This window comes from Enterobacter cloacae complex sp. SHL018, assembly GCF_049237905.1.
GTDB lineage: Bacteria > Pseudomonadota > Gammaproteobacteria > Enterobacterales > Enterobacteriaceae > Enterobacter > Enterobacter hormaechei_C.
Map to the genome: position 1 here is coordinate 603,272 of NZ_JBMKJE010000001.1, position 22,568 is coordinate 625,839.

The 22,568-nt window shown below is 58.7% G+C and carries 20 protein-coding genes; 11 read left to right on the forward strand and 9 right to left on the reverse strand.

The window, feature by feature from the left end; genetic code table 11:
• The first annotated feature begins 4 nt into the window (after nucleotides 1-4).
• Nucleotides 5-1,078 carry a LacI family DNA-binding transcriptional regulator gene (locus ACOTY5_RS02980; RefSeq protein ID WP_045142357.1) on the forward strand — a complete coding sequence of 358 codons (1,074 nt, stop codon included), beginning with the start codon at nucleotides 5-7 and terminating at the stop codon, nucleotides 1,076-1,078.
• On the opposite strand, the gene ACOTY5_RS02985 is transcribed toward ACOTY5_RS02980, so the two are convergent.
• The 4 genes from ACOTY5_RS02985 to ACOTY5_RS03000 form a co-directional block, all read right to left on the reverse strand.
• A complete protein-coding gene (locus tag ACOTY5_RS02985; protein WP_017384899.1) occupies nucleotides 1,075-2,331 on the reverse strand; it encodes a DUF1479 domain-containing protein in 1,257 nt (418 codons plus the stop codon). The genes ACOTY5_RS02980 and ACOTY5_RS02985 overlap by 4 nt on opposite strands.
• A 150-nt stretch (nucleotides 2,332-2,481) precedes the next feature.
• Nucleotides 2,482-3,297, reverse strand: a complete 816-nt coding sequence (locus ACOTY5_RS02990; protein ID WP_032620018.1) for a Cof-type HAD-IIB family hydrolase — start codon at nucleotides 3,295-3,297, stop codon at nucleotides 2,482-2,484.
• Nucleotides 3,298-3,515: 218 nt separating this feature from the next.
• Nucleotides 3,516-5,948: a formate C-acetyltransferase/glycerol dehydratase family glycyl radical enzyme gene (locus ACOTY5_RS02995; RefSeq protein WP_421631830.1), complete on the reverse strand. Its 2,433-nt coding sequence runs from the start codon at nucleotides 5,946-5,948 to the stop codon at nucleotides 3,516-3,518.
• Nucleotides 5,949-5,952: 4 nt separating this feature from the next.
• The gene (locus ACOTY5_RS03000; protein WP_023296177.1) at nucleotides 5,953-6,852 is read right to left on the reverse strand and encodes a glycyl-radical enzyme activating protein; all 900 of its coding nucleotides are present in this window, start codon (nucleotides 6,850-6,852) and stop codon (nucleotides 5,953-5,955) included.
• Between the two features lie 127 nt (nucleotides 6,853-6,979).
• Here ACOTY5_RS03000 and fsa point away from each other — a divergent pair, with 127 nt between their 5' ends.
• Nucleotides 6,980-7,642 carry a fructose-6-phosphate aldolase gene (gene fsa / locus ACOTY5_RS03005; RefSeq protein WP_017693747.1) on the forward strand — a complete coding sequence of 221 codons (663 nt, stop codon included), beginning with the start codon at nucleotides 6,980-6,982 and terminating at the stop codon, nucleotides 7,640-7,642.
• A 12-nt stretch (nucleotides 7,643-7,654) separates the two neighbouring features.
• Complete coding sequence (locus tag ACOTY5_RS03010; RefSeq protein WP_154816688.1) at nucleotides 7,655-7,801, forward strand: hypothetical protein; 147 nt, start codon at nucleotides 7,655-7,657, stop codon at nucleotides 7,799-7,801.
• 184 nt (nucleotides 7,802-7,985) lie between these two features.
• Here ACOTY5_RS03010 and moeB read toward each other — a convergent pair whose 3' ends face one another.
• Both moeB and moeA read right to left on the reverse strand, forming a co-directional pair.
• Nucleotides 7,986-8,738, reverse strand: coding sequence for a molybdopterin-synthase adenylyltransferase MoeB (gene moeB / locus ACOTY5_RS03015; protein WP_032670251.1), 753 nt, complete (start codon nucleotides 8,736-8,738; stop codon nucleotides 7,986-7,988).
• Between the two features lies 1 nt (nucleotide 8,739).
• Nucleotides 8,740-9,972, reverse strand: a complete 1,233-nt coding sequence (gene moeA / locus ACOTY5_RS03020; RefSeq protein WP_045142271.1) for a molybdopterin molybdotransferase MoeA — start codon at nucleotides 9,970-9,972, stop codon at nucleotides 8,740-8,742.
• Between the two features lie 189 nt (nucleotides 9,973-10,161).
• On the opposite strand from moeA, the gene iaaA reads away from it, so the two are divergent.
• The 5 genes from iaaA to gsiD are packed head-to-tail and all read left to right on the forward strand — an operon-like array spanning nucleotide 10,162 to nucleotide 16,384.
• Nucleotides 10,162-11,100 (forward strand): beta-aspartyl-peptidase, encoded by a 939-nt coding sequence (gene iaaA, locus ACOTY5_RS03025; protein WP_062933902.1) that lies wholly within the window; start codon nucleotides 10,162-10,164, stop codon nucleotides 11,098-11,100.
• 11 nt (nucleotides 11,101-11,111) lie between these two features.
• Nucleotides 11,112-12,983 (forward strand): glutathione ABC transporter ATP-binding protein GsiA, encoded by a 1,872-nt coding sequence (gsiA, locus tag ACOTY5_RS03030; RefSeq protein ID WP_023296179.1) that lies wholly within the window; start codon nucleotides 11,112-11,114, stop codon nucleotides 12,981-12,983.
• A gap of 23 nt (nucleotides 12,984-13,006) precedes the next feature.
• Nucleotides 13,007-14,545, forward strand: coding sequence for a glutathione ABC transporter substrate-binding protein GsiB (gene gsiB, locus ACOTY5_RS03035; RefSeq protein WP_015571028.1), 1,539 nt, complete (start codon nucleotides 13,007-13,009; stop codon nucleotides 14,543-14,545).
• 5 nt (nucleotides 14,546-14,550) lie between these two features.
• Nucleotides 14,551-15,471, forward strand: coding sequence for a glutathione ABC transporter permease GsiC (gene gsiC, locus ACOTY5_RS03040; RefSeq protein ID WP_006809475.1), 921 nt, complete (start codon nucleotides 14,551-14,553; stop codon nucleotides 15,469-15,471).
• A gap of 1 nt (nucleotide 15,472) precedes the next feature.
• The gene (gene gsiD / locus ACOTY5_RS03045) at nucleotides 15,473-16,384 is read left to right on the forward strand and encodes a glutathione ABC transporter permease GsiD (protein WP_015571027.1); all 912 of its coding nucleotides are present in this window, start codon (nucleotides 15,473-15,475) and stop codon (nucleotides 16,382-16,384) included.
• Nucleotides 16,385-16,447: 63 nt separating this feature from the next.
• Here gsiD and rimO read toward each other — a convergent pair whose 3' ends face one another.
• Nucleotides 16,448-17,773, reverse strand: a complete 1,326-nt coding sequence (rimO, locus tag ACOTY5_RS03050) for a 30S ribosomal protein S12 methylthiotransferase RimO (protein WP_017693743.1) — start codon at nucleotides 17,771-17,773, stop codon at nucleotides 16,448-16,450.
• A gap of 217 nt (nucleotides 17,774-17,990) precedes the next feature.
• Here rimO and bssR point away from each other — a divergent pair, with 217 nt between their 5' ends.
• Both bssR and ACOTY5_RS03060 read left to right on the forward strand, forming a co-directional pair.
• Nucleotides 17,991-18,374, forward strand: coding sequence for a biofilm formation regulator BssR (gene bssR / locus ACOTY5_RS03055; protein WP_032620009.1), 384 nt, complete (start codon nucleotides 17,991-17,993; stop codon nucleotides 18,372-18,374).
• 106 nt (nucleotides 18,375-18,480) lie between these two features.
• Entirely contained in the window at nucleotides 18,481-19,599 is a 1,119-nt protein-coding gene (locus tag ACOTY5_RS03060; protein WP_045142269.1) for a PQQ-dependent sugar dehydrogenase, read from the forward strand.
• Here ACOTY5_RS03060 and ACOTY5_RS03065 read toward each other — a convergent pair whose 3' ends face one another.
• Complete coding sequence (locus ACOTY5_RS03065; RefSeq protein WP_045142268.1) at nucleotides 19,600-20,226, reverse strand: glutathione S-transferase family protein; 627 nt, start codon at nucleotides 20,224-20,226, stop codon at nucleotides 19,600-19,602. It lies immediately after the preceding gene.
• A 243-nt stretch (nucleotides 20,227-20,469) separates the two neighbouring features.
• Here ACOTY5_RS03065 and dacC point away from each other — a divergent pair, with 243 nt between their 5' ends.
• Entirely contained in the window at nucleotides 20,470-21,675 is a 1,206-nt protein-coding gene (dacC, locus tag ACOTY5_RS03070) for a serine-type D-Ala-D-Ala carboxypeptidase (RefSeq protein WP_023296184.1), read from the forward strand.
• An 86-nt stretch (nucleotides 21,676-21,761) separates the two neighbouring features.
• On the opposite strand, the gene deoR is transcribed toward dacC, so the two are convergent.
• Nucleotides 21,762-22,520, reverse strand: coding sequence for a DNA-binding transcriptional repressor DeoR (gene deoR / locus ACOTY5_RS03075; protein ID WP_045142267.1), 759 nt, complete (start codon nucleotides 22,518-22,520; stop codon nucleotides 21,762-21,764).
• Nucleotides 22,521-22,568: the final 48 nt, after the last annotated feature.

Below are 22,568 nucleotides of genomic sequence, written 5' to 3' on the forward strand. Positions count from 1 at the left end.
CAAAATGGACAAAAGGCTTAAAATCACCGAAATCGCCGCCCGTACCCAGCTCTCCATCAGCACCGTTTCTCGCGTGCTGGCGGGGAAGGCAAACACCAGCGAAAAAGCACGGGCAAAGGTGCTGGCGTGCGCGCGGGAGCTGGGGGTAATGGACGGCATGGCGGCGGGGCGTCTGCTGCTTAACAGCCTGGTGGTGTTTGCCCCGCAGCGGGCGTTTGACGAGCGGTCCGACATCTTTTACTACCGCGTCATCCAGAGCGTGAGCAAAGGGCTGGCCTCGCACGAGGTTCGCCTGCGTTACTGTGCGCTGGAGGAGAACGACAGCGATGCCCAGCTGTTTCTGGCCCGCATGAACGAAGCGGACACCCAGGCGGCGATCCTCCTCGGTATCGACGATCCGCATATCCACGATCTGGCGGTAGACGTGGGCAAACCCTGTATGCTGATTAACTGCCGGGACCGCAACATGCGCCTGCCCGCCGTCGCGCCGGATCATCGCGCGATTGGCAAGCGGGCGGCGGAGTACCTGTTCGAGATGGGGCACCGGGAGGTGATGAACGTGCTGTGCCTGCGACGCTACACCATGGAGCTGCGCCTGTCCGGGATCCGCGACGCGTGGCACGGTCATAACCTCAGGTTCAGCGACAGGCGCGACCTGCTGATGGTGTCCAGCTTCAGCGCCAGAGAGACGGAGCAGCTGGTAAGCGAGTGGCTTCACCAGCAGAAAGGGAAGGACCTGCCGACGGCGTTCCTGGTTGGTGGTGATTTTATGGCGGCGGGGACCATCAGCGCGCTGCAAAAACACGGTCTGCGCGTGCCGCAGGATGTCTCGGTGATGAGCATCGACGGCTTTAATCTCGCGGCGATTCAGGATGTGCCCTTAACCGCGGTACATGTTCCGCGTGATGAGCTGGGAACGGAAGCGGTGCATATGCTCCAGCAGCGGCTGATGCGCCCGGATGCGCCGGTGGGAACATTGCTGCTAAACGGCACGCTGACCGTGCGGGAGTCGGTACGGCGGATACGTCAGGGGAAACGACGTACCGCCGTAGAGCGGGAAGGGCTGTACGACGGTTAAGCCATGCCCAGCGCGCGCCTGCCGTGGATGTTGAGATCGGCCACGGTAAAGCGGCCCTGCCAGCTTTTCTCATAATCCTCGCGCGGGAAATCGCCCGGTGACGCGCCGGTTTCCAGCGCTTCCTTGACCTTTTTCGCATAGGCGAGATTCTTCTCGCACATTGGCGCGGCAGGAATATACATCACGTTGCCCCAGCCCTGCTGATTTTCCACCGGCGCGACGGAGTGGATCACATCGCAGTGCCACCACACGGAATCACCGGCTTCCAGCGCCGGAATGCTGGTTAACGCTTCGATCAGCAGCGGATGCCACTTCTCAGAAATCGGCAGCACGCGCCCCGGCGCCACGCCGCACAGCTCGTCTTCCGGCACGTCGTCCAGCAGCGGACGCAGCAGAATATAGGCCATTGCCTCCGGGATCGGCACCACGTGCAGCAAGCCCTGTCCGGGGATCATGTCCGACAGCGCCGTCCAGCCCTGGAAGGTGCGGAACACCGAGCATTTGGTGGTGTTATCGACGGTGTACTCTTCCACTTCGGTACGATGCGCGGCATTCCACGGATCGTATTTCTCAACGTTGCCGTCAAACACGCGGGCGAACACCTGCTGATAAGCGGGCAGCAGCCAGCGCTCCAGCGCGCCAGAATCGGTGTGTGCGCCAAGTCCTTTCGAGGTGGTTCCGGGCGGGCGGCGGCGGATGCGGTCAGGGTAAATCACGCTCACGTCCGGGTCGAACCACTGTTTACCGTTGCTCTCAAATGTCCATAAACGGTTCAGGAATGACTGTACCTGCGCCATCTCTTCACTCTGGCGCGCCTGCATTTGCGCCTGAGACCAGTAGATCGGATAAATCTCCGGACGAGAGGCCGTTAAGGTGCCGAAGAAGTTATCGCCGGGTCCTTTGTACACCTCGTCAAATTTGTTCAGATCGAGGTAGTCGAGCATCGACTGATCCCACGCCAGCGCCTGCTCGCGCGGGAAGTGGCCTTTGATCACCGCGCAGCCGCGACGTTTAACGGCTTCGCGCTGTTCGGCGGTGATCGTGCCGTTTTTCACGTCGGCAAAAGGGATCACTGGCCAGACGGTTTCGCCTTTGTTTTTGAGAGCGTTGATTTCCGCCACGCGGGTGGCGATTTTATCGCTGAGCCGGTCGAACACCGCCTGCACGTCGCCGATCTGCGCGCGTAATTCACGTTTCATCTGACGGATTGCCGCTTTATGGTCCGCTGGCAACGTTTCGCTGGTAAAGGTCATAACTGCCTCGCATCTTTCATTCGAAAGTAAAAGTGTCTACAAGTGATACTTTAAGTTAAAAAAAAGTTAATGCAAGTTTAAAACCTTGACGGGTGCCACAGGATGGGAAAAGAGTGAGAGGCCGGAGCGAGGCTCCGGCAGGTAGGGGGATCAGGCGTCGAACGGGGAGTGCGCGTCGAGCACGGACTGAATCACATTCAGCGCGCCCTGATGGTTGTTATCGTCGGTAGTGTAACGGCTGACCTCTTTAATGCTGTCCGCCGCGTTGCCCATCGCAAAGGAGTATTTTACCAGCTTCAGCATTTCCGCATCGTTGCCGCTGTCGCCAATGCCGACGCACGCCTGAGGTGAGACTTTCCAGCGTTTAAGCAGGCGGCTGATGCCGTTGGCCTTGTGCAGGCCGGGGATAATCAAATCGACAAAACCGAAGCCGCTGGTGACCGGCTTCATGATGCCGTCCAGGGAGACATGCAGTTTATCAACCAGATTCGGGATATCGCTGTCCGGCAGGTTCAGGGAGAATTTAAACAGCACGTCGTCAATTTCGCGGTAATCGCTGATGGGTTTTAAGCGATGGTAGTGTTTCGACATCAGCTTCACGAACGCTTCTGGTGCTTTATCGCTGACGTACGCGCTCTCCAGCCCGCAGGCCACAAAGTTCAGCCCTTTGTCTTTCAGCAACTCGCCAATGACGATCTGCGACTCATGACGCGTCAGTTCGCCGTGGAAAATCTGTTCGCCGTGATCGAAGACCAGCGCGCCGTTTTCCGCGACGAAGGAGATCTGATCTTTCAGCTCCGGGAAGAAGGAGATGAGCTGGTAATACTGGTTGCCGCTGGCGACAACAAATTCAATGTCGCGGGCTTTAAGCTGCTCAAACTGTGCCTGGAAGCGGTCACGATCGTACTGCTTGGCATCATCAAGGAAAGTTCCGTCCATATCGGTGACGATAACTTTTACGGTCATACTGTGCTCCTGGGTCACTGCGTTTGAAACATTCTAATAACAAGGTGACGGGGAGCACAAATTTAATTTCATTCGAAAGTCAAAGCAAAACGGCAACCGAAGTTGCCGTTTTTAGTGTTTTCTCCCTCTCCCCGTGGGAGAGGGCCGGGGTGAGGGCATCAGCGTGCGCATTTCCCCCTCACCCTAACCCTCTCCCTAAAGGGAGAGGGGATAAACCGTTACAGCGTATGCTCAGTACGGGCAATAATATCGTCCTGCGCATCCGGCGACAGGGCGGTGAAGAACGCCGAGTAACCCGCGACGCGCACCACCAGGTCACGATACTGATCCGGGTGTTTCTTCGCTTCCAGCAGCGTTTCGCGGGAGACGATGTTGTACTGAATGTGCCAGCCTTTATGCACCTCGAAGAAGGTGCGCAGCAGCACCATCAGCTTCTGGCGATCGCTGTCGTTTTCCAGCGTCGACGGGTTCAGCTTCTGGTTTAGCAGCACGCCGCCGAGAATCGCTTCCGTCGGCAGTTTACCCACGGAGCCAATCACCGCCGTCGGGCCGAGGTGGTCGGTACCGGAGGCCGGGCTTGCCCCTTCCGCCAGCGGGGTGTGGGCTTTACGGCCGTCCGGCGTCGCCATGGTTGCTGCGCCAAACGGCACGTTTGCGGAGATAGACGACGTGCCCGCGTAGTAGTTACCCCCAATCGGGCCGCGGCCGTAGCGTGGGTTGTGATACTGCTTCAGCTCTTCAATGTAGGTCTGATAAGCACGGGTCAGCAGCAGGTCCACGCTGTCGTCGTCGTTGCCGTACTTCGGCGCGCCGTTGATCAGGCGCTGGCGCAGCTGCTCGTGGGTCAGCCCCTCGAAGTCATCCGCCAGCGCCGCCGCCAGCTGTTGCTGACCGATAACGCCCTGGTCAAACACCAGCTTCTTCACCGCTGCCAGGCTGTTGCCAAGGTTGGCGATCCCCACCTGTAGGCCGGAAACCCAGTCATACTTCGCGCCGCCCTGCTTAATGCTTTTCGCGCGTTCGATACAGTCGTCCACCAGCGCCGAGCAGAGAATATCGTGGACGTTCTCTTCCAGCATGGTGTCCACCACGTACTCGATCTCAATGGATTTGCGGGTGTAGTAGCGGATCTGGTTATCCCACGCCGCCATGACCTCATCGAAATTCCCGAAATTACCGGCAGAAAGCGCTTTTTCCTGCGGCAGGAATACCTGGCCGCTGGTGGCGTCGCGACCGCCTTCCAGCGCCGCCAGCATCACGCGGGCGAAGTTGATAAAGCTCATGCCGGTGCAGCGATAGCCCCACTTGCCGCCGACGGCGGTTTCGATGCAGCCAATCGCCGCATAGTCATACGCGTCCTCTCGTTCCACGCCGAGCTTGATAAATTCCGGGATCACGATTTCATCGTTGTTAAACGCCGGCATCCCGAAGCCGCAGCGGATCACCTGCACGCAGGCGTCGAGGAAGTCGTTGCTCATGCCCGCGTGGTAGCGCACGCTCAGGTTCGGCTGGGTGGAGCGCAGACGGCCGCAGGATTCGAGAATGGCGTAAGAGAGCGGGTTGACCGCGTCCATCGGTTCACCGTTGACCAGCTTCTGGCCGCCGATGGTGACGTTCTGATACAGCGGGCTGCCCGCAGAGGCTTTGGAGTGCGAGCCGGAGCGGATTTTGTTCACTTCCAGCAGCTTCAGCCAGCAGCTGTGCAGCAGCTCAATGGCGTGCTCGCGATCCAGACTCTGGTCCAGCTCCACGTCGCGGCGGTAGTACGGGTAAAGGTACTGGTCCATACGGGCAAAGGAGACGGAGTGACCGTTGGACTCAATTTGCAGGATCAGCTGAATGAAGTAGCACAGCTGTAGCGCCTGCCAGAAGGTTTTTGGCGGTTGGTGGGCGATGATGTCGCAGTTTTCCGCCATGGCCAGCAGCTCGTCGCGGCGGCTGTCGCGGGTTTCTGTTGCGGCCATTTCACGCGCCAGGTCGGCAAAGCGTTTGATGTGCAGGCTTACGGCTTCCAGCACGATATCAATGGCTTTCAGGAACTGGTCGCCGTGCAGATCGTCCAGCACCGTCAGGTTGATGCGCGACCGGCGCTCGGCCATTTTCGCGCGCAGGCCGTCAAGCCCTTTCTCCAGCACCAGCGGGAAATTCACCGCCAGGTGTGCGTCACCGGAGGTCATGTTGCCTTCCGCTTTGATGATGCCGGTTTCCAGCAGGCCTTTCTGCTCGTCGGTGAACATGCCGTAGCAGCGGTCCTGCACCGTCTGGCCGCGCCACCACGGGCAGATCTCATGCAGCACGCGCTTGTTCTCTTCGCTCACCGCAAAGCCTGCGCCCGGGCGGTCCGCCAGATCGTCAATCTCTTTCTCAATCCAGGAGACGGTATATTCCGGGAAGATCGGCGCGGCGCGCACTTCGCTGGCCTGGTTACCGATAATCAGCTCGTCATGCTTGATCCAGATGGTACGCTCGGCCAGGTGATGCGCCAGCGCCAGGGCGCGACGTACCGGGATCGGCTTGTCCATGTGCTGCTGATACATTTCGGTGTAATGCTGCGCGCGCTCGGTACAGACCGGCGGCTTAACGATATGCACCAGCGCCGTTTTGTGCGCCTTGATGCGCTCGCTGAGGGTGTTGAGATTCAGGGTGGTCATAAGTTTATCCTCGTAAGGTCGCGGTTAACCCTTTCTGGCAGGCATACTGCTGCGCGAAGTCCAGCAGGGCAGGGTTATCCAGCGGTTTGTCAGGGGCAGAGTAGGGTTGGCCGAGCAGGGTGTATTTGTTCATGCCCAGCGTGTGATACGGCAGAAAATGAATATCGTGAACGCCGAGTTCGTCGGCGGCGAAATTGGTAATGGCGGTAACCGACGCTTCATCGGCGTTAAAGCCCTGGATCAGCGGCACGCGAATGGTGATTTTTTTCCCGGCGGCGGCCAGGCGCTTCAGGTTGTCCAGGATCCGTTTGGCTGAGCCATCGGTCCACTGTTTAAATACGTCACTGTCCACATGTTTCAGGTCCGCCAGGAATAGATCGACATACGGCAGTGACGGCTCGATATAATGCCATGGTACGTGAAGGCAGGTTTCAACGGCGGTATGAATGCCTTGTTCATGGCTGGCTTTAAACAGGGCATGTGCCAGCGCCGGGTTCATGAACGGCTCGCCGCCGGAGAGGGTGATCCCGCCGCCGCTGCGGTCGTAGAAGGGCTTGTCGCGCAGCACGGCGGCCATAATCTCCTCCACCTGCTTCTCTTCACCGCAGACGGTAAGCGCCTGGGTCGGGCAGCAGTCGGTGAGGGCAGTGAGCGTCTCGTCGTTAAGCTTCTCACGATGAATGACCAGCCCGTTCAGCGCGCGTTCAACACACCCCGGCGCGGCCTGCTGACACAGGTCACAGCCGTCCAGGCACAGACGGGCATCAAACAGGACGTCCCGCGTGCGGGAGCGGCTTTCCGGGTTCTGACACCAGCGACAGCCCAGCGAGCAGCCTTTCAGGAATACCACGGTTCGAATACCGGGACCGTCGTGGGTGGAGTAACGCTGTATATTGAAGATCATTTTCTTGCCCTCGAATTACATATGAAGATTAAATTACTTTCGAATGAAAGTTATCTTGATATGGGTCAATTCCTGAGCAGGTTTTGCTGTGATAGGGTAAGTGCAGGCTAATTTTGAGGGTGACATCATGGAACTTTATCTCGACACATCTGACGTTGCGGCAGTCAAAAAGCTGGCGCGTATCTTCCCGCTGGCGGGCGTGACCACTAACCCAAGCATTGTGGCGGCGGGTAAAACGCCTCTGGAAGAGCTGCTGCCCGCGCTGCACGACGCGCTGGGCGGCAAGGGCCGGCTGTTCGCTCAGGTGATGGCGAAGACCGCCGAGGGAATGGTGGAAGACGCACGTAAGCTGCGCGCGATAATCAATGACCTGGTGGTGAAAGTGCCCGTGACCGCTGAAGGACTGGCGGCGATCAAAATGCTGAAAGCAGAAGGGATCCCGACGCTGGGTACGGCGGTGTATGGCGCAGCACAGGGGATGCTCTCCGCACTGGCGGGGGCTGAGTATGTGGCTCCTTACGTGAACCGCGTGGACGCGCAGGGCGGGGACGGGATCCAGACGGTGGTCGAACTGCAACAGTTGCTGACCCTGCATGCCCCGCAGTCAAAAGTGCTGGCGGCGAGCTTTAAAACCCCGCGCCAGGCGCTGGACTGCCTGCTGGCAGGGTGCGAGTCCATCACGCTGCCGCTGGACGTGGCGCAGCAGTTTATTACCTCTCCGGCCGTGGATGCGGCAATTGTGAAGTTTGAGCAGGACTGGCAGGGGGCGTTTGGGCGGACGTCTGTCTGATGCGGTTGCCGGGTGGCGCTAACGCTTACCCGGCCTACGTTTGCATCGCTGTTGCCGGGTGGCGCTGACGCTTACCCGGCCTACGTTGCATCGCTGTTGCCGGGTGGCGCTGACGCTTACCCGGCCTACGTTTGCATCGCTGTTGCCGGGTGGCGCTAACGCTTACCCGGCCTACGTTTGCATCGCTGTTGCCGGGTGGCGCTGACGCTTACCCGGCCTACGTTTGCATCGCTGTTGCCGGGTGGCGCTGACGCTTACCCGGCCTACATTCGCATTGCTGTTGCCGGGTGGCGCCGTTCGAGCCGTTGTAGGTCGGGTAAGGCGAAGCCGCCACCCGACTTTTTTATTTGCTGCACACCTCACACCCGGGATTACGCATCAGCTTCATCTCGCGGAACTGGCAGGTCATTGCGTCATACATCACGATTTTACCCGCTGCGGGCGTGCCGTAGTGCGCCAGCACTTTGATCGCCTCCATCGCCTGCAAGGAACCGATAACGCCAACCAGTGGCGCCATCACGCCCGCCTCGACGCAGGTCAGCGCATTCTCGCCAAACAGACGGCTCAGGCAGCGGTAGCAGGGCTCTCCTTCAGCGTAGGTGAAGACGGTGATTTGCCCCTCCATGCGAATGGCCGCGCCGGAAATCAGCGGCGTTTTACGGGCAAAGCAGCCCGCATTGAGCTGGTTGCGAATGGCGACGTTATCGGTGCAGTCCAGCACCAGGTCATGCCGTGCAATCTGCGCAAACAGCGCGTCGTCATCCAGCATCGCGTCAATCAGGGTGAACTGAACGTTGGGGTTAATGCGCGCCAGCGCCGTGCGTGCTGATTCCACTTTAGGCTGACCGACCGTCGCGTCGCTGTGCAGCGTCTGGCGTTGCAGGTTGGACACCGACACGGTGTCGAAATCCAGCAGCGTCATGCTGCCGACACCCGCCGCAGCCAGGTATTGCGCCGCTGCGCAGCCCAGCCCGCCCAGGCCCACAACCAGCACGCTGGCCGCCTTGAGCGCTTCCTGGCCCTCGAAATCAAACCCGCGTAGCACGATCTGGCGGTTATAGCGCATCATCTCCGGGTCGCTCAGTTCCACCGTCATGTCAGCCTCCGAACAGGTGGTTAAAGCGTTCCACTTCAACCCATTCGCCCGCCGCAACGTGGCCGCGATCGCGCTCCAGCACGATAAAGCAGTTCCCCTGACTGAAGGAGCTAAAGATGTGCGAACCCTGATGCCCGGTAGTGCTCACCTCCAGCTCGCCGTCGGCGTTGCGCGCCAGAATGCCGCGCTGGAAATCGAGACGGCCCGGTGATTTTTTGAGGCGCGTTGCCGCCCGCACGCGCACACGCTCCGGCAGCGGGCTGGCATTGTTGCCTGAAAGCTTCGCCAGCAGCGGGATCACCAGCTGGTAGAAGGTAAGCGCGGCGGAGACCGGGTTACCCGGCAGGCCACAGAACCAGCTGTGCGGAAGTTTGCCAAACGCGAACGGTTTGCCCGGTTTAATCGCCAGCTTCCAGAAGGCGATTTCGCCCAGCTCTTCAAGCAGGGTTTTGGTGTAATCCGCTTCGCCAACCGATACGCCGCCGGAGCTGATCACCACGTCGGCAGAGGCGTCAGCGTCGATAAACGCCGCGCGCAGTTTTTGCGGATCGTCAGGAATGATACCGAGGTTAATCACCTCACAGCCCAGCTGCTCAAGCATCAGGTGCACCGCCAGACGGTTGGTGTCGTAAATCTGCCCCTCGTTCAGTGGCTGACCCGGAAGCTGTAGCTCGTCTCCCGTGGAGAACACCGCCACGCGCACTTTGCGGACCACGTCAATCTCCGCGATGCCAAGCGATGCCAGCACCGGCAGTTCGGCGACCGTCAGCTTTTGCCCGGCGGCAAAGACCGTTGCGCCCAGGGTAATGTCTTCCCCGATGTGGCGGATATTTTGTCCCGCTTTGACGCTGGCGGTAAAGCGCACGCCGTCGTCCGTTTGTTCGGTCTCTTCCTGCATCACCACGGCTTCACAGCCCTTTGGCACCGGTGCCCCGGTCATAATGCGCACGCAGGTGCCCGCTGGCCACTCACCGTTAAACGGCTGCCCGGCAAACGCTTTACCTGCCACCGGCAGCGGCTGACCCGTTTGCAGATCCGCCAGACGTACGGCATAGCCGTCCATCGCCGCGTTATCGAACCCCGGCACGTTCAGCGGCGAGACGATATCGCGCGCGGCAATACGGCCAAAACAGCGCACAAGCGGCAGTGTCTCAACGTCGTGCAGTGGAGTAATGCGGTCAAGCATCTGCGAGAGTGCCGTCTCAAGCGGCATCAGTCCGGCGGTAAAATCCATGGTGGGCTCCTGCGGAGTAACAACGAAAGCGCTCATTATGGCAGAAAAGTGCGGCTAACTGTATGACCCGATGGGTGTACGCTTTACATCACAGTTGCGTCTTTCTATATTCAAAAATCATCTGAAGATTCGTCGACGATAATGATATTTATAGAAAAAGCAGCCAGCCAGGCTGATGGGTGATGCGAAATGAGTAAAGCGGTTATCGCAATTCATGGCGGTGCCGGGGCAATCACCCGTGCACAGCTCAGTCCCGAGCAGGAGAAGCGTTATATTGATGCGCTGAACGCCATTGTGGAAACAGGCCAGCGGATGCTGGAAGCGGGCGACAGCGCGCTGGACGTGGTGACCGAAGCAGTACGTCTGCTGGAGGAGTGCCCGCTGTTTAATGCCGGTATTGGCTCGGTCTTTACGCGCGATGAAACGCACGAGCTGGATGCCTGCGTGATGGACGGCGTCACCCTGAAGGCGGGCGCGGTAGCGGGCGTCAGCCGTCTGCGTAATCCGGTGCTGGCCGCGCGTCTGGTGATGGAACAAAGCCCGCATGTGCTGCTGGCCGGGGCGGGGGCGGAAAAATTTGCCGTCGAGCACGGGATGGACACGATCTCGCCCGATCTTTTCTCCACCGAGGAGCGTTACCGGCAACTGCTGGACGCCCGTACAGCGGGGATGACGCAGCTGGACCATGCCGCGCCGCTCGATGAACGCAGCAAAATGGGCACGGTAGGCGCGGTGGCGCTGGATAAAGCCGGTAATCTCGCCGCCGCGACGTCGACAGGCGGTATGACCAACAAACTTCCCGGTCGCGTCGGCGACAGCCCGCTGCCGGGGGCCGGGTGTTACGCCAATAACGCCACCGCGGCGGTGTCATGCACCGGCACCGGCGAAGTGTTTATCCGCGCGCTGGCGGCCTACGACATTACCGCGCTAATGGATTACGGCGGATTAAGCCTGAGTGAGGCCTGCGAGCGGGTAGTGATGGAGAAACTGCCGGCGCTGGGCGGGATTGGCGGCTTAATTGCGGTGGATCGGGAGGGCAACGTGGCTCTGCCGTTCAACAGTGAAGGGATGTACCGGGCGTGGGGGTATGCCGGCGATGCGCCCAGCACAGGCATTTATCGTGAATAAGGGGGCATTGCGTGCCGCACCGTGAAGAGCTGGACAACTGCGAAGTGCTGGCTGTCCACCAACTGAATATTGCGTTTCAGGAAGAGCGGCAGTTCATCCCCGCAGTACAGAATTTATCGTTTTCGCTCAGGCGCGGCGAGACGCTGGCGATTGTTGGCGAATCAGGTTCCGGTAAATCCGTTACCGCGCTGGCGCTGATGCGTCTGCTTGAGCAGACGGGCGGGCAGGTCACCAGCGAGCGGATGCTGTTGCGCCGTCGCAACCGTCAGGTTATCGATCTCAACGAGCTGAGTGCGTCCCAGATGCAGGGGGTGCGCGGGGCAGATATTGCGATGATTTTTCAGGAGCCGATGACCTCCCTGAACCCGGTTTTTCCGGTGGGCGAGCAGATTGCCGAATCTATCCGCCTGCATCAGGGACTGAGCGGTGATGAGGCGCTCAACGAAGCAAAACGGATGCTGGAGCTGGTGCGTATCCCTGAGGCGCACGCGATTTTGTCCCGCTATCCGCATCAGCTTTCCGGCGGCATGCGCCAGCGGGTGATGATTGCGATGGCGCTGTCGTGCCGTCCGGCGGTGCTCATTGCCGACGAACCCACCACGGCGCTGGATGTCACCATTCAGGCCCAGATCCTGCAACTGATTAAGGTATTGCAGCAGGAGATGGAGATGGGGGTGATTTTCATCACCCATGATATGGGGGTGGTGGCGGATATTGCCGATCGGGTGCTGGTTATGCATCAGGGCAATGCCGTGGAAACCGGCACGGTGGAGCAGGTCTTTCATGCGCCGGTGCATCCTTATACCAAAGCGCTACTGGCGGCGGTCCCGCGTCTGGGGGCCATGAATGGCAGTGATTTTCCGCGCCGTTTTCCGCTGTTCTCACAGACCGAACAGGGCCAGCAGGAAGACGAAACCGAGCAGGATACGGTGGTTCCCGGCAGGCCAATCCTCGAAGTGCGTGACCTGGTGACCCGTTTCCCGCTGCGTAGCGGGATCCTCAATCGCGTGAAGCGCGAAGTGCATGCGGTTGAAAACGTCAGTTTTGATCTCTGGCCGGGCGAAACGCTGGCGCTGGTGGGGGAGTCCGGCTGCGGTAAATCCACCACCGGGCGGGCGCTGCTCAGGCTGGTGGCGTCGCAGGAGGGGAGCATCACCTTCAACGGTGAGCGCATCGACACGCTCCCTAACAGTAAATTGCAGGCGGTGCGCCGGGATATTCAGTTTATATTCCAGGATCCTTATGCGTCGCTCGATCCGCGCCATACGGTGGGGTACTCGATTATGGAGCCGCTGCGGGTGCATAACCTGCTCGACGGTGAAGCCGCGCAGCGCCGCGTCGCATGGCTGCTGGAGCGCGTGGGCCTGAAGCCGGAGCATGCCTGGCGTTATCCGCACGAATTTTCTGGCGGTCAGCGACAGCGTATCTGCATTGCGCGGGCATTGGCCCTCAATCCGAAAGTGGTGATTGCGGATGAGTCCGTGTCAGCGCTGGATGTCTCTATCCGCGCGCAAATCATCAATCTCCTGCTCGATTTACAGCGGGATTTGGGCATTGCGTTTCTGTTTATCTCCCACGATATGGCGGTGGTGGAGCGGATCAGCCATCGCGTGGCGGTGATGTACATGGGGCAAATTGTTGAAATCGGCCCACGTCGGGCGGTGTTTGAAAACCCGCAGCACCCTTACACCCGCAAGCTGATGGCTGCCGTACCGGTTGCCGATCCTGAGCATCGTCACGCCCAGCGCGTGCTGTTGCAGGACGAAATGCCGAGCAATATTCGTAAACGGGGCGAAACCCTGGAGCGCGTGGCGCTGCGTGAGGTGGGACCCGGTCATTTTGTCGCACCACCGCGTCAGGGCAATGCATTCTCGCGGTTATAACTTACAACAGGCAGGAGAACACAATGGTTCCTTTTGTTGCTCGTAAATGGCTGCTGGCCGCGAGCGTGACGGCTGCGCTGGCCGCCGCCCCCGCGTTCGCGGCGAAAGATGTGGTGGTGGCTGTGGGGTCTAACTTCACGACCCTGGATCCGTATGATGCCAACGACACTCTTTCTCAGGCGGTGGCAAAATCCTTCTACCAGGGGCTGTTCGGCCTGGACCGCGAAATGAAGCTGAAAAACGTGCTGGCGGAAGGCTATACCGTGTCGGACGACGGGCTGGTCTATACCGTTAAGCTCCGTACCGGCGTGAAGTTCCAGGATGGCACCGACTTCAACGCCGAGGCGGTTAAGGTCAACCTGGATCGTGCCAGCAATCCGGAAAACGGTCTTAAACGCTACAACCTGTATAAAAATATCGCCCAAACCGAGGTGGTTGATCCGGCGACGGTGAAGATCACCCTCAAAGAGCCGTTCTCGGCGTTCATCAATATCCTGGCGCATCCCGCGACGGCGATGATTTCCCCCGCCGCCCTGAAAAAATACGGCAAAGAGATTGGCTTCCACCCGGTGGGGACCGGACCGTACGAACTGCTCACCTGGAACCAGACCGATTTTGTGAAGGTGAAAAAATTCGCCGGATACTGGCAGCAGGGGCTGCCGAAGCTGGATACCATCACCTGGCGGCCGGTAGTGGACAACAACACCCGCGCCGCAATGCTGCAAACCGGCGAAGCGCAGTTTGCCTTCCCGATCCCGTACGAACAGGCGGCGCTGCTGGCGAAAAACAGCAAGCTGGAACTGGTGGCCAGCCCGTCGATTATGCAGCGCTACATCAGCATGAACGTCACGCAGAAACCGTTTGATAACCCGAAGGTGCGTGAAGCCATCAACTACGCCATTAACCGCCAGGCGCTGGTGAAGGTGGCCTTTGCCGGCTACGCCACCCCGGCGACGGGCGTGATGCCGCCAACCATTGAGTACGCGCAAAGCTATCAGCCGTGGCCTTACGATCCGGCGAAAGCGCGGGAACTGCTGAAAGAGGCGGGCTATCCGAACGGCTTTAGCACTACGCTGTGGTCGTCGCATAACCACAGTACCGCGCAGAAGGTGCTGCAATTTACCCAGCAGCAGCTGGCGCAGGTGGGTATTAAAGCCAGGGTCACGGCGATGGATGCCGGACAGCGAGCGGCGGAAGTGGAAGGCAAAGGACAGAAAGAGAGCGGCGTGCGGATGTTCTACACCGGCTGGACGGCTTCAACCGGAGAAGCGGACTGGTCCCTGTCGCCGCTTTTTGCTTCCCAGAACTGGCCGCCAACGCTGTTCAATACCGCGTTCTACAGTAATCCGCAGGTGGATAAAGATCTGGCCGATGCCCTGAAAACCACCAAACCGGAAGAGAAAGCACGCCTGTACAAAGAGGCGCAGGACATTATCTGGAAAGAGTCGCCGTGGGTGCCGCTGGTGGTGGAAAAACTGGTCTCAGCCCACAACAAAGCGCTGACCGGTTTTTACATCATGCCGGATACGGGCTTTAGCTTTGATGACGCGGATTTGAAATAAAACTCATGCTGAATTATGTGTGTAAACGCCTGCTGGGGCTTATCCCGACGCTGCTGATTGTGGCCGTGCTGGTGTTTTTGTTTGTCCATATGCTGCCCGGCGATCCGGCGCGTTTGATTGCCGGACCGGAAGCGGATGCGACGGTTATTGAACTGGTGCGTAAACAGCTCGGTCTTGACCAGCCGCTGTACAGGCAATTTCTGCGTTACATTGGCAATGTCCTTCAGGGCGATTTCGGCATCTCAATGGTGTCGCGTCGTCCGGTGTCGGAGGAGATCGCCAGCCGCTTTATGCCTACCTTCTGGTTAACGATTGCCAGTATGAGCTGGGCGGTTGTCTTTGGCCTAGGCGCGGGGATTGTCGCCGCCGTCTGGCGCAACCGCTGGCCGGATAAGCTCGGTATGGCGCTGGCGGTCACCGGCATCTCTTTCCCGGCGTTTGCGCTGGGCATGCTGCTGATGCAGATTTTCTCCGTCGAGCTGGGCTGGTTGCCGACCGTCGGGGCCGACACCTGGAAGCACTACATTCTGCCCTCTATGACGCTAGGCGCGGCCGTTGCGGCGGTTATGGCCCGGTTTACCCGCGCCTCGTTTGTCGACGTGCTGAGCGAAGATTACATTCGCACCGCGCGGGCAAAAGGGGTGAGTGAGAAATGGGTCATTCTGAAGCATGGTTTTCGTAATGCGATGATCCCGGTGGTCACGATGATGGGGCTACAGTTCGGCTTCCTGCTGGGGGGCTCTATCGTGGTTGAGAAGGTCTTTAACTGGCCGGGGCTGGGGCGCCTGCTGGTCGACTCGGTCGATATGCGTGACTATCCGGTTATTCAGGCTGAAGTCCTGCTTTTCTCGCTGGAGTTTATTCTTATCAACTTAGTGGTGGATGTGCTTTACGCCGCCATTAACCCGGCCATCAGGTATAAGTAAGATGCGATTACTGAACTGGCGTCGCCAGGCCATTTTAAACGCTATGCCGGGGATCAGGCCGGACCATATTCGCACCCCGTGGGTTGAGTTCTGGCGTCGATTCCGTCGTCAGCCCGTCGCTATGGTCGCCGGGTTGTTTGTGTTACTGCTGATCCTGGTGGCGATTATCGCCCCCTGGATAGCCCCGTTTGATGCGGAAAACTACTTCGACTACGACCGGCTGAACGATGGTCCGTCGATGATGCACTGGTTTGGCGTGGACTCGCTCGGGCGCGATATATTCAGCCGCGTGCTGGTAGGGGCGCAGATCTCACTGGCGGCCGGGGTCTTCGCGGTGCTGATGGGCGCAGCAATTGGCACCGTGCTGGGGCTGGTGGCTGGGTACTACGAAGGCTGGTGGGACCGCATCATCATGCGTATTTGCGACGTGCTGTTTGCCTTTCCCGGTATTCTGCTGGCGATTGCCGTGGTGGCGGTGATGGGCAGCGGCATGGCGAACGTCATTATCGCCGTGGCGGTATTCTCGATTCCCGCTTTCGCGCGTCTGGTACGTGGCAACACGCTGGTGCTGAAGCAGCAGACCTTTATCGAGTCGGCGCGCAGCATGGGAGCCAGCGATGCCACCATCCTGTTCAGCCATATTCTGCCGGGAACGGTCTCGTCTATCGTGGTCTATTTCACCATGCGCATAGGCGTGTCGATTATCTCGGCGGCCAGCCTGTCGTTTCTGGGGTTAGGGGCACAGCCGCCGACGCCGGAGTGGGGCGCGATGCTGAACGAGGCGCGGGCGGATATGGTGATTGCGCCACACGTGGCGATCTTCCCGAGCCTGGCGATTTTCCTGACCGTGCTGGCGTTTAACCTGCTGGGGGATGGGCTGCGCGACGCGCTGGATCCGCGGATAAAAGGGTAGTGCTGTGGAATGTGCCGGGTGGCGGCTACGCCTTACCCGGCCTACAAAAGGGAAGCAGGGTGTTTAAACCCGGCTACCCCACAGGTCATACTCATCCGCGTTTTCAACCTTCACGCGAATAATATCACCCGGCTTAACCTGTGTTTCGCCGTTCAGGTACACCGCGCCATCGATTTCCGGTGCATCCGCCATGCTGCGGCCAATCGCGCCTTCTTCGTCCACTTCGTCGATAATCACCAGAATTTCGCGGCCCACTTTCTCCTGCAAGCGTTCAGCAGAGATCTGCTGTTGCAGCTGCATAAAGCGGTTCCAGCGCTCCTCTTTTACCTCTTCCGGTACCTGGTCCGCCAGCTCGTTGGCCGTTGCGCCTTCAACCGGGCTGTACTTGAAGCAGCCGACGCGATCCAGACGCGCCTCTTTCAGGAAGTCGAGCAGCATCTGGAAATCTTCTTCGGTTTCACCCGGGAAGCCGACAATAAAGGTGGAGCGCAGGGTCAGATCCGGGCAGATCTCACGCCACTGCTTGATGCGCGCCAGTTGGCGATCCACGGAGCCAGGACGTTTCATCAGCTTCAGAATGCGCGGGCTGGCGTGCTGTAGCGGGATATCCAGATACGGCAGGATTTTGCCTTCCGCCATCAGCGGGATCACATCGTCAACGTGCGGGTAAGGATAGACGTAGTGCAGGCGCGTCCAGATCCCGAGCTTAGCCAGCTGCTCGCACAGGCCGACCATGCTGGTTTTCACCGGCTCGCCGTTGTGGAAACCGGAGCGGTGTTTGACGTCCACACCGTAGGCGGAGGTGTCCTGGGAGATGACCAGCAGCTCCTTCACGCCCGCGTCGGCCAGGCGTTTGGCTTCTGCCAGCACCTCGCCAATCGGACGGCTCACAAGATCGCCACGCATCGACGGTATGATGCAGAAGGTACAGCGATGGTTGCAGCCTTCGGAAATTTTCAGGTAGGCGTAGTGGCGCGGCGTCAGCTTTACGCCCTGTTCCGGCACCAGGCTCAGGAACGGGTTGTGCTTTGGTTTGGGCACGTAGTGATGAACATGTTCCAGCACCTGCTCGTAGCTGTGCGGGCCGGTGATCTCCAGCACTTTCGGGTGCACTTCGCGGATCTGATCCACCTTCGCGCCCAGGCAGCCGGTGACAATCACTTTGCCGTTTTCCGTCAGGGCTTCACCAATGGCTTCCAGTGACTCCTGGACCGCGCTGTCGATGAACCCGCAGGTGTTGACGATCACCATGTCGGCGTTGTCGTAGCTTGGCACCACGTCATAGCCTTCAGTGCGAAGTTCAGTCAGGATGCGTTCGGAGTCCACCAGGTTCTTCGGGCAGCCCAGGGAGACAAAGCCGATTTTCGGCGGGTGCGTAACATTGCTCATAGGTTAAAAATTCATCAATTATGGAGTTATCAGGGCGGGATTTTACAGCGTATCGCGGGGGATTTATACACTCTTGATGGCGCAGTTGAGGCGGGCAATCGTTGTAACATTGTAAAGAATGTTAATCAGTTATCGTTTATTGATCTCAGGCATTACATTGTACAAAAAATGACCTTATCCTTAATAAGGTAACAAGGCTGACAGGGGAGGAAATAGCATGTCCGTTGACAGACTGAAACGCGATCTGCTTAACAAGCTGATCAACGCCCGAATCGACCTGGCCGCATATCTGCAACTCCGCAAGGCGAAAGGGTATATGTCAGTCAGCGAAAGCGAAAATCTGCGTGATAACTTCTTTGAACTTTGCAATTTCATGCGTGAAAAAGCACCCATCCTGAAAGCGCACTGCGCTGAAAGCGAATTAGTAGCGCTGCGCCGCGCCGCCGAGGTGCTCTCCATCGCCGGGGTCTGTTTGATGAACGGACGTCACGACTGCCCGAATTTTATTGCCGTTAACGCGGAGAAGCTTGAAAACTGCCTGACCACGCTCGCGCTTTGCATCATGTGTCTGAACAAGCCGGAAACGCTTGCCCGGCACTGAACCCGGGGGAGGCAACTCCCCCTTCTGATTAAGCTTTTGTAAAAGTGGTAACGCACCCGGGAACAGTGGCTAATCTTTAAGCCATATGTCGATAAAGGAGTGCGTTATGCCTCGATCCTCGCTGATTTTCCTTCCAGTCTTGATATTCCCGCTTTCACTGCTTGCAGCGCCTGAGACGGTTAAGGTTGACGTGTTACAGACAAAACTGGATCACCCCTGGTCGCTGGCGTTTTTGCCAGATAACAAGGGGCTGCTCATCACGCTCAAAGACGGGCAGCTTAAGCACTGGCAGGCAGGAAAAGGGCTCTCCGATCCGATTGTCGGCGTGCCGAAAGTATGGGCGAGCGGCCAGGGCGGACTGCTGGACGTCGCGCTGGCCCCGGATTTTGCACAGTCACGGAGGGTCTGGCTCAGCTTCGCCGAGGCAGGTAATGATGGCAAAGCGGGTACCGCGGTGGGCTACGGGCGGTTGAGCGATGACCTGTCGCGCATTGAGGGCTTCCAGGTGGTGTTCCGACAGATGCCGAAGCTCTCTACCGGCAACCACTTTGGCGGACGGCTGGTGTTCGACGGCAAAGGCCATCTCTTTATTGGCCTGGGTGAAAACAATCAGCGCCCGACGGCGCAGGAGCTGGACAAGCTTCAGGGCAAGGTGGTGCGCCTGACGGAGGACGGAAAAGTGCCGCCGGATAATCCGTTTGTGAACACCGCTGGCGCGCGCCCGGAAATCTGGTCCTATGGCATTCGCAACCCGCAGGGGATGGCGATGAATCCGTGGAGTGACACGCTGTGGCTCAACGAACACGGGCCACGCGGGGGGGATGAGATCAACATTCCTGAGAAGGGCAAAAACTACGGCTGGCCCCTGGCGACGCACGGGATCAATTACAGCGGCCTGAAAATCCCGGAAGCGAAAGGCGAGCACGTTGAGGGCACCGAAAAGCCGCTGTTTGTCTGGAAAGTGTCGCCCGCCGTCAGCGGCATGGCGTTCTACAACAGCGACGTCTTCCCGCAGTGGAAAAACAAGCTTTTTATCGGCGCGTTGAAGGAGAAAGACGTCATCGTGCTGAGCGTGAAGGGCAATAGCGTGACGGAGGACGGACGCATTCTGGGCGATAAAGATCAGCGTATTCGCGATGTGCGCGTCGGGCCGGATGGCTATCTGTATGTGCTGACTGACGAGACGGACGGGCAGCTGCTGAAAGTCAGCCCGTCCGGGTCGTAATCAGGTCACCGGGATCATCACCACGTTGCGATACGCCGGGCGCTCGCTAAGCTGCTGGATCCAGCGCTCCAGGTGAGGGCGCGGGCTCCAGCTAAGACCCATGTTAGTGAGGTTCCAGACGAAGGGGGCGACGGCGATATCGCCCACGCCGAAAGTGTCGCCGGAGAACCAGGTGTGCTTCGCCAGTTCGTCGTCCATCATCGCGAACAGAGATTCGCAGGCGTCCTGGGCGGCATGAATGGCGGGATAATCACGTTCGGCTTCCGGCGTGCGGATCAGCCCCATCAGGATCACCCGGTGCGTGGGGGAAAGCGTCTGGTTTGCCCAGTCCATCCATTTTTCGCCCTGCGCGCGGCGGGCTGGATTTTCAACCCACAGCCGACCCTGGCCGTACTGCGCGGCGAGATAACGCACGATGGTGTTGGACTCCCACAGCGTGGCGTCTGTCTCGTCATCGCGCAGCAACGGCACCAGTCCGTTTGGGTTCATCGCCAGATAGTCGGCGTCTTTATTCACCCCGAACGCCATGCCAGCCATGATTTGGTTGAACGGTAAATCCAGCTCCTCCAGCGTCCAGAGCACTTTCTTCACGTTAGTCGAATTGTTCCTGCCCCACAGCGTAATCATATTTACTCCCGATGAGATGTGAATCCGAGTCAGCTTTTCGCCATGGTGAGATAAACCTAACAATTACGCAACAGATGCTAAAAAAAACGCCGCAATCAAAGCGTATCTGAATGTTATTGCATAAACTTTAAAAACTTTACCTGGAACAGGTTTCTTTGAACGCTGTAGTGCGCTATTACTCATCGCTTCTTGCGACACGGTGATTGTGACGTGATTTTTAGAATGGACACTCGGGTGGCATTTATGACGCAAAAAACTTCTTCTCTGCGCAGCCTGGCGGCAGGCTCGGCGCTGCTTTTCCTTTTTGCCCCAACGCTCCATGCGGCGGAACAGACGGCGCCCGAAGCGCCGCCTGTCGATGCGCGCGCCTGGATCCTGATGGATTACGCCAGCGGGAAAGTGCTGGCGGAAGGTAACGCCGACGAAAAACTCGACCCGGCGAGCCTGACGAAAATTATGACCAGCTATGTGGTCGGTCAGGCGTTGAAAGCGGGCAAGATCAAGCTGGATGACATGGTCACCGTCGGCAAAGATGCCTGGGCGACGGGTAACCCGGCGCTGCGCGGCTCGTCCGTCATGTTCCTGAAGCCCGGCGATCAGGTCTCCGTTTCCGATCTGAATAAAGGGGTCATTATTCAGTCGGGAAATGATGCCTGTATTGCGCTGGCCGATTACGTCGCAGGCAGTCAGGACTCATTCATTGGGTTGATGAATGGCTACGCGCAAAAACTGGGTCTGACCAACACCACCTTTAAAACCGTTCACGGCCTGGATGCGCCCGGTCAGTTCAGTACCGCGCGCGATATGGCGCTGCTGGGCAAAGCGCTGATCCATGACGTGCCGGATGAGTACGCCATCCATAAAGAGAAAGAGTTTACCTTCAACAATATCCGCCAGCCTAACCGTAACCGTCTGCTCTGGAGCAGTAACGTTAACGTGGACGGCATGAAAACGGGGACGACCGCCGGGGCCGGATACAACCTGGTGGCTTCTGCGACGCAGGGCGACATGCGCCTGATCTCGGTGGTGCTGGGGACGAAAACCGACCGCATTCGTTTTAATGAATCCGAAAAACTGCTGACCTGGGGTTTCCGCTTCTTTGAAACCGTCACGCCGATTAAGCCGGACGCCACCTTCGTCAGCCAGCGCGTCTGGTTTGGGGATAAAAGCGAAGTGAACCTGGGGGCAGGTGAAGCGGGTTCTGTCACCATTCCACGCGGTCAGCTGAAAAACCTGAAAGCCAGCTATACCCTGACCGAGCCACAGCTGACCGCGCCGTTGAAAAAAGGCCAGGTGGTCGGGACGATAGATTTCCAGCTTAACGGCAAATCCATTGAGCAGCGTCCGCTGGTGGTGATGGAAGCGGTGGAAGAGGGCGGCTTCTTCAGCCGGATGTGGGACTTTGTATTAATGAAGTTCCACGGCTGGTTTGGCAGCTGGTTTAGCTAGGTTTTTGCCGGGTGGCGCTGCGCTTACCCGGCCTTCGTTTGAGCCGTTGTAGGCCGGGTAAGGCGAAGCCGCCACCCGGCACAACCTCAATAGATCAACTTCACCTGCTGCGCCTTTGCATACGACACCAGCTCGTCATCCGGGCGGCAATCACTGACGATGGCGTCAAAGCGCGACAGTTCCCCCATCCTTGCCGGACGAACCTTGCCAAATTTACTGTGATCAACCACCAGCACATGCTGCTGTGCGGCGTTGAGCGCCCACTGTTTCACCGGTAACTCTTCAAGATTAAAACAGGTTGCCCCCTGTTTCACATTCACACCCGCCGCAGAGTAAAAGGCGATATCCGGACATACATTGCTCAGCGTGTCCTGAATATTCAGCGGTTTGAAGATGGCGTTGCTGGCATGAAACTCGCCGCCGCACAAAATCACCCGGCACGCCGGTTTCTCCTGCAAGGCCAGGAAGGTGTTTAGCGAATAACAGACGGCGGTAAAGGGAACGGTGCTGTCGATGGCCTCGATGATCCACGGGGTTGTCGTACCGCAGTCAAAAAACAGCGTTTGATGCGGCTGCACCAGCGAGGCGGCGAGCCGCGCGGCTTTGCGCTTCTCTTCCACCAGGCGTGTTTTTTGATCGCTTAACAGATAATGGCTGGCGCTACGCGGCTCCAGAACAATATACCCGCCAAGCAGCACAACGGGGGCGCTGTCGCTGTTCAGATCGCGACGAATGGTCATTTCAGACACGCCAAGCAGGGTAGCGGCTTCCTTAAGATGCAGCTTATCGCTGCGCTTCAGCGCCTGAAGCAGCTGAGCAATGCGGTCATCGCGACGTGTTTCCATAGATCCTCGGGCTAAAAAAGTGAGCCCCCGCAGGGCGGGGGCTCAAGT

Bases quoted from the DNA above. Each gene is read 5' to 3' on its own strand.
- ACOTY5_RS02985 (WP_017384899.1), bottom strand. From the start codon at position 2,331: ATGACCTTTACCAGCGAAACGTTGCCAGCGGACCATAAAGCGGCAATC.
- deoR (WP_045142267.1), bottom strand. From the start codon at position 22,520: ATGGAAACACGTCGCGATGACCGCATTGCTCAGCTGCTTCAGGCGCTG.
- moeA (WP_045142271.1), bottom strand. From the start codon at position 9,972: ATGGATTTTACCGCCGGACTGATGCCGCTTGAGACGGCACTCTCGCAG.
- gsiB (WP_015571028.1), top strand. From the start codon at position 13,007: ATGGTTCCTTTTGTTGCTCGTAAATGGCTGCTGGCCGCGAGCGTGACG.
- ACOTY5_RS03065 (WP_045142268.1), bottom strand. From the start codon at position 20,226: ATGATTACGCTGTGGGGCAGGAACAATTCGACTAACGTGAAGAAAGTG.
- rimO (WP_017693743.1), bottom strand. From the start codon at position 17,773: ATGAGCAATGTTACGCACCCGCCGAAAATCGGCTTTGTCTCCCTGGGC.
- iaaA (WP_062933902.1), top strand. From the start codon at position 10,162: ATGAGTAAAGCGGTTATCGCAATTCATGGCGGTGCCGGGGCAATCACC.
- ACOTY5_RS03000 (WP_023296177.1), bottom strand. From the start codon at position 6,852: ATGATCTTCAATATACAGCGTTACTCCACCCACGACGGTCCCGGTATT.
- ACOTY5_RS03060 (WP_045142269.1), top strand. From the start codon at position 18,481: ATGCCTCGATCCTCGCTGATTTTCCTTCCAGTCTTGATATTCCCGCTT.
- ACOTY5_RS02980 (WP_045142357.1), top strand. From the start codon at position 5: ATGGACAAAAGGCTTAAAATCACCGAAATCGCCGCCCGTACCCAGCTC.
- bssR (WP_032620009.1), top strand. From the start codon at position 17,991: ATGTCCGTTGACAGACTGAAACGCGATCTGCTTAACAAGCTGATCAAC.
- ACOTY5_RS02990 (WP_032620018.1), bottom strand. From the start codon at position 3,297: ATGACCGTAAAAGTTATCGTCACCGATATGGACGGAACTTTCCTTGAT.
- fsa (WP_017693747.1), top strand. From the start codon at position 6,980: ATGGAACTTTATCTCGACACATCTGACGTTGCGGCAGTCAAAAAGCTG.
- dacC (WP_023296184.1), top strand. From the start codon at position 20,470: ATGACGCAAAAAACTTCTTCTCTGCGCAGCCTGGCGGCAGGCTCGGCG.
- gsiC (WP_006809475.1), top strand. From the start codon at position 14,551: ATGCTGAATTATGTGTGTAAACGCCTGCTGGGGCTTATCCCGACGCTG.
- ACOTY5_RS02995 (WP_421631830.1), bottom strand. From the start codon at position 5,948: ATGACCACCCTGAATCTCAACACCCTCAGCGAGCGCATCAAGGCGCAC.
- moeB (WP_032670251.1), bottom strand. From the start codon at position 8,738: ATGACGGTGGAACTGAGCGACCCGGAGATGATGCGCTATAACCGCCAG.
- gsiD (WP_015571027.1), top strand. From the start codon at position 15,473: ATGCGATTACTGAACTGGCGTCGCCAGGCCATTTTAAACGCTATGCCG.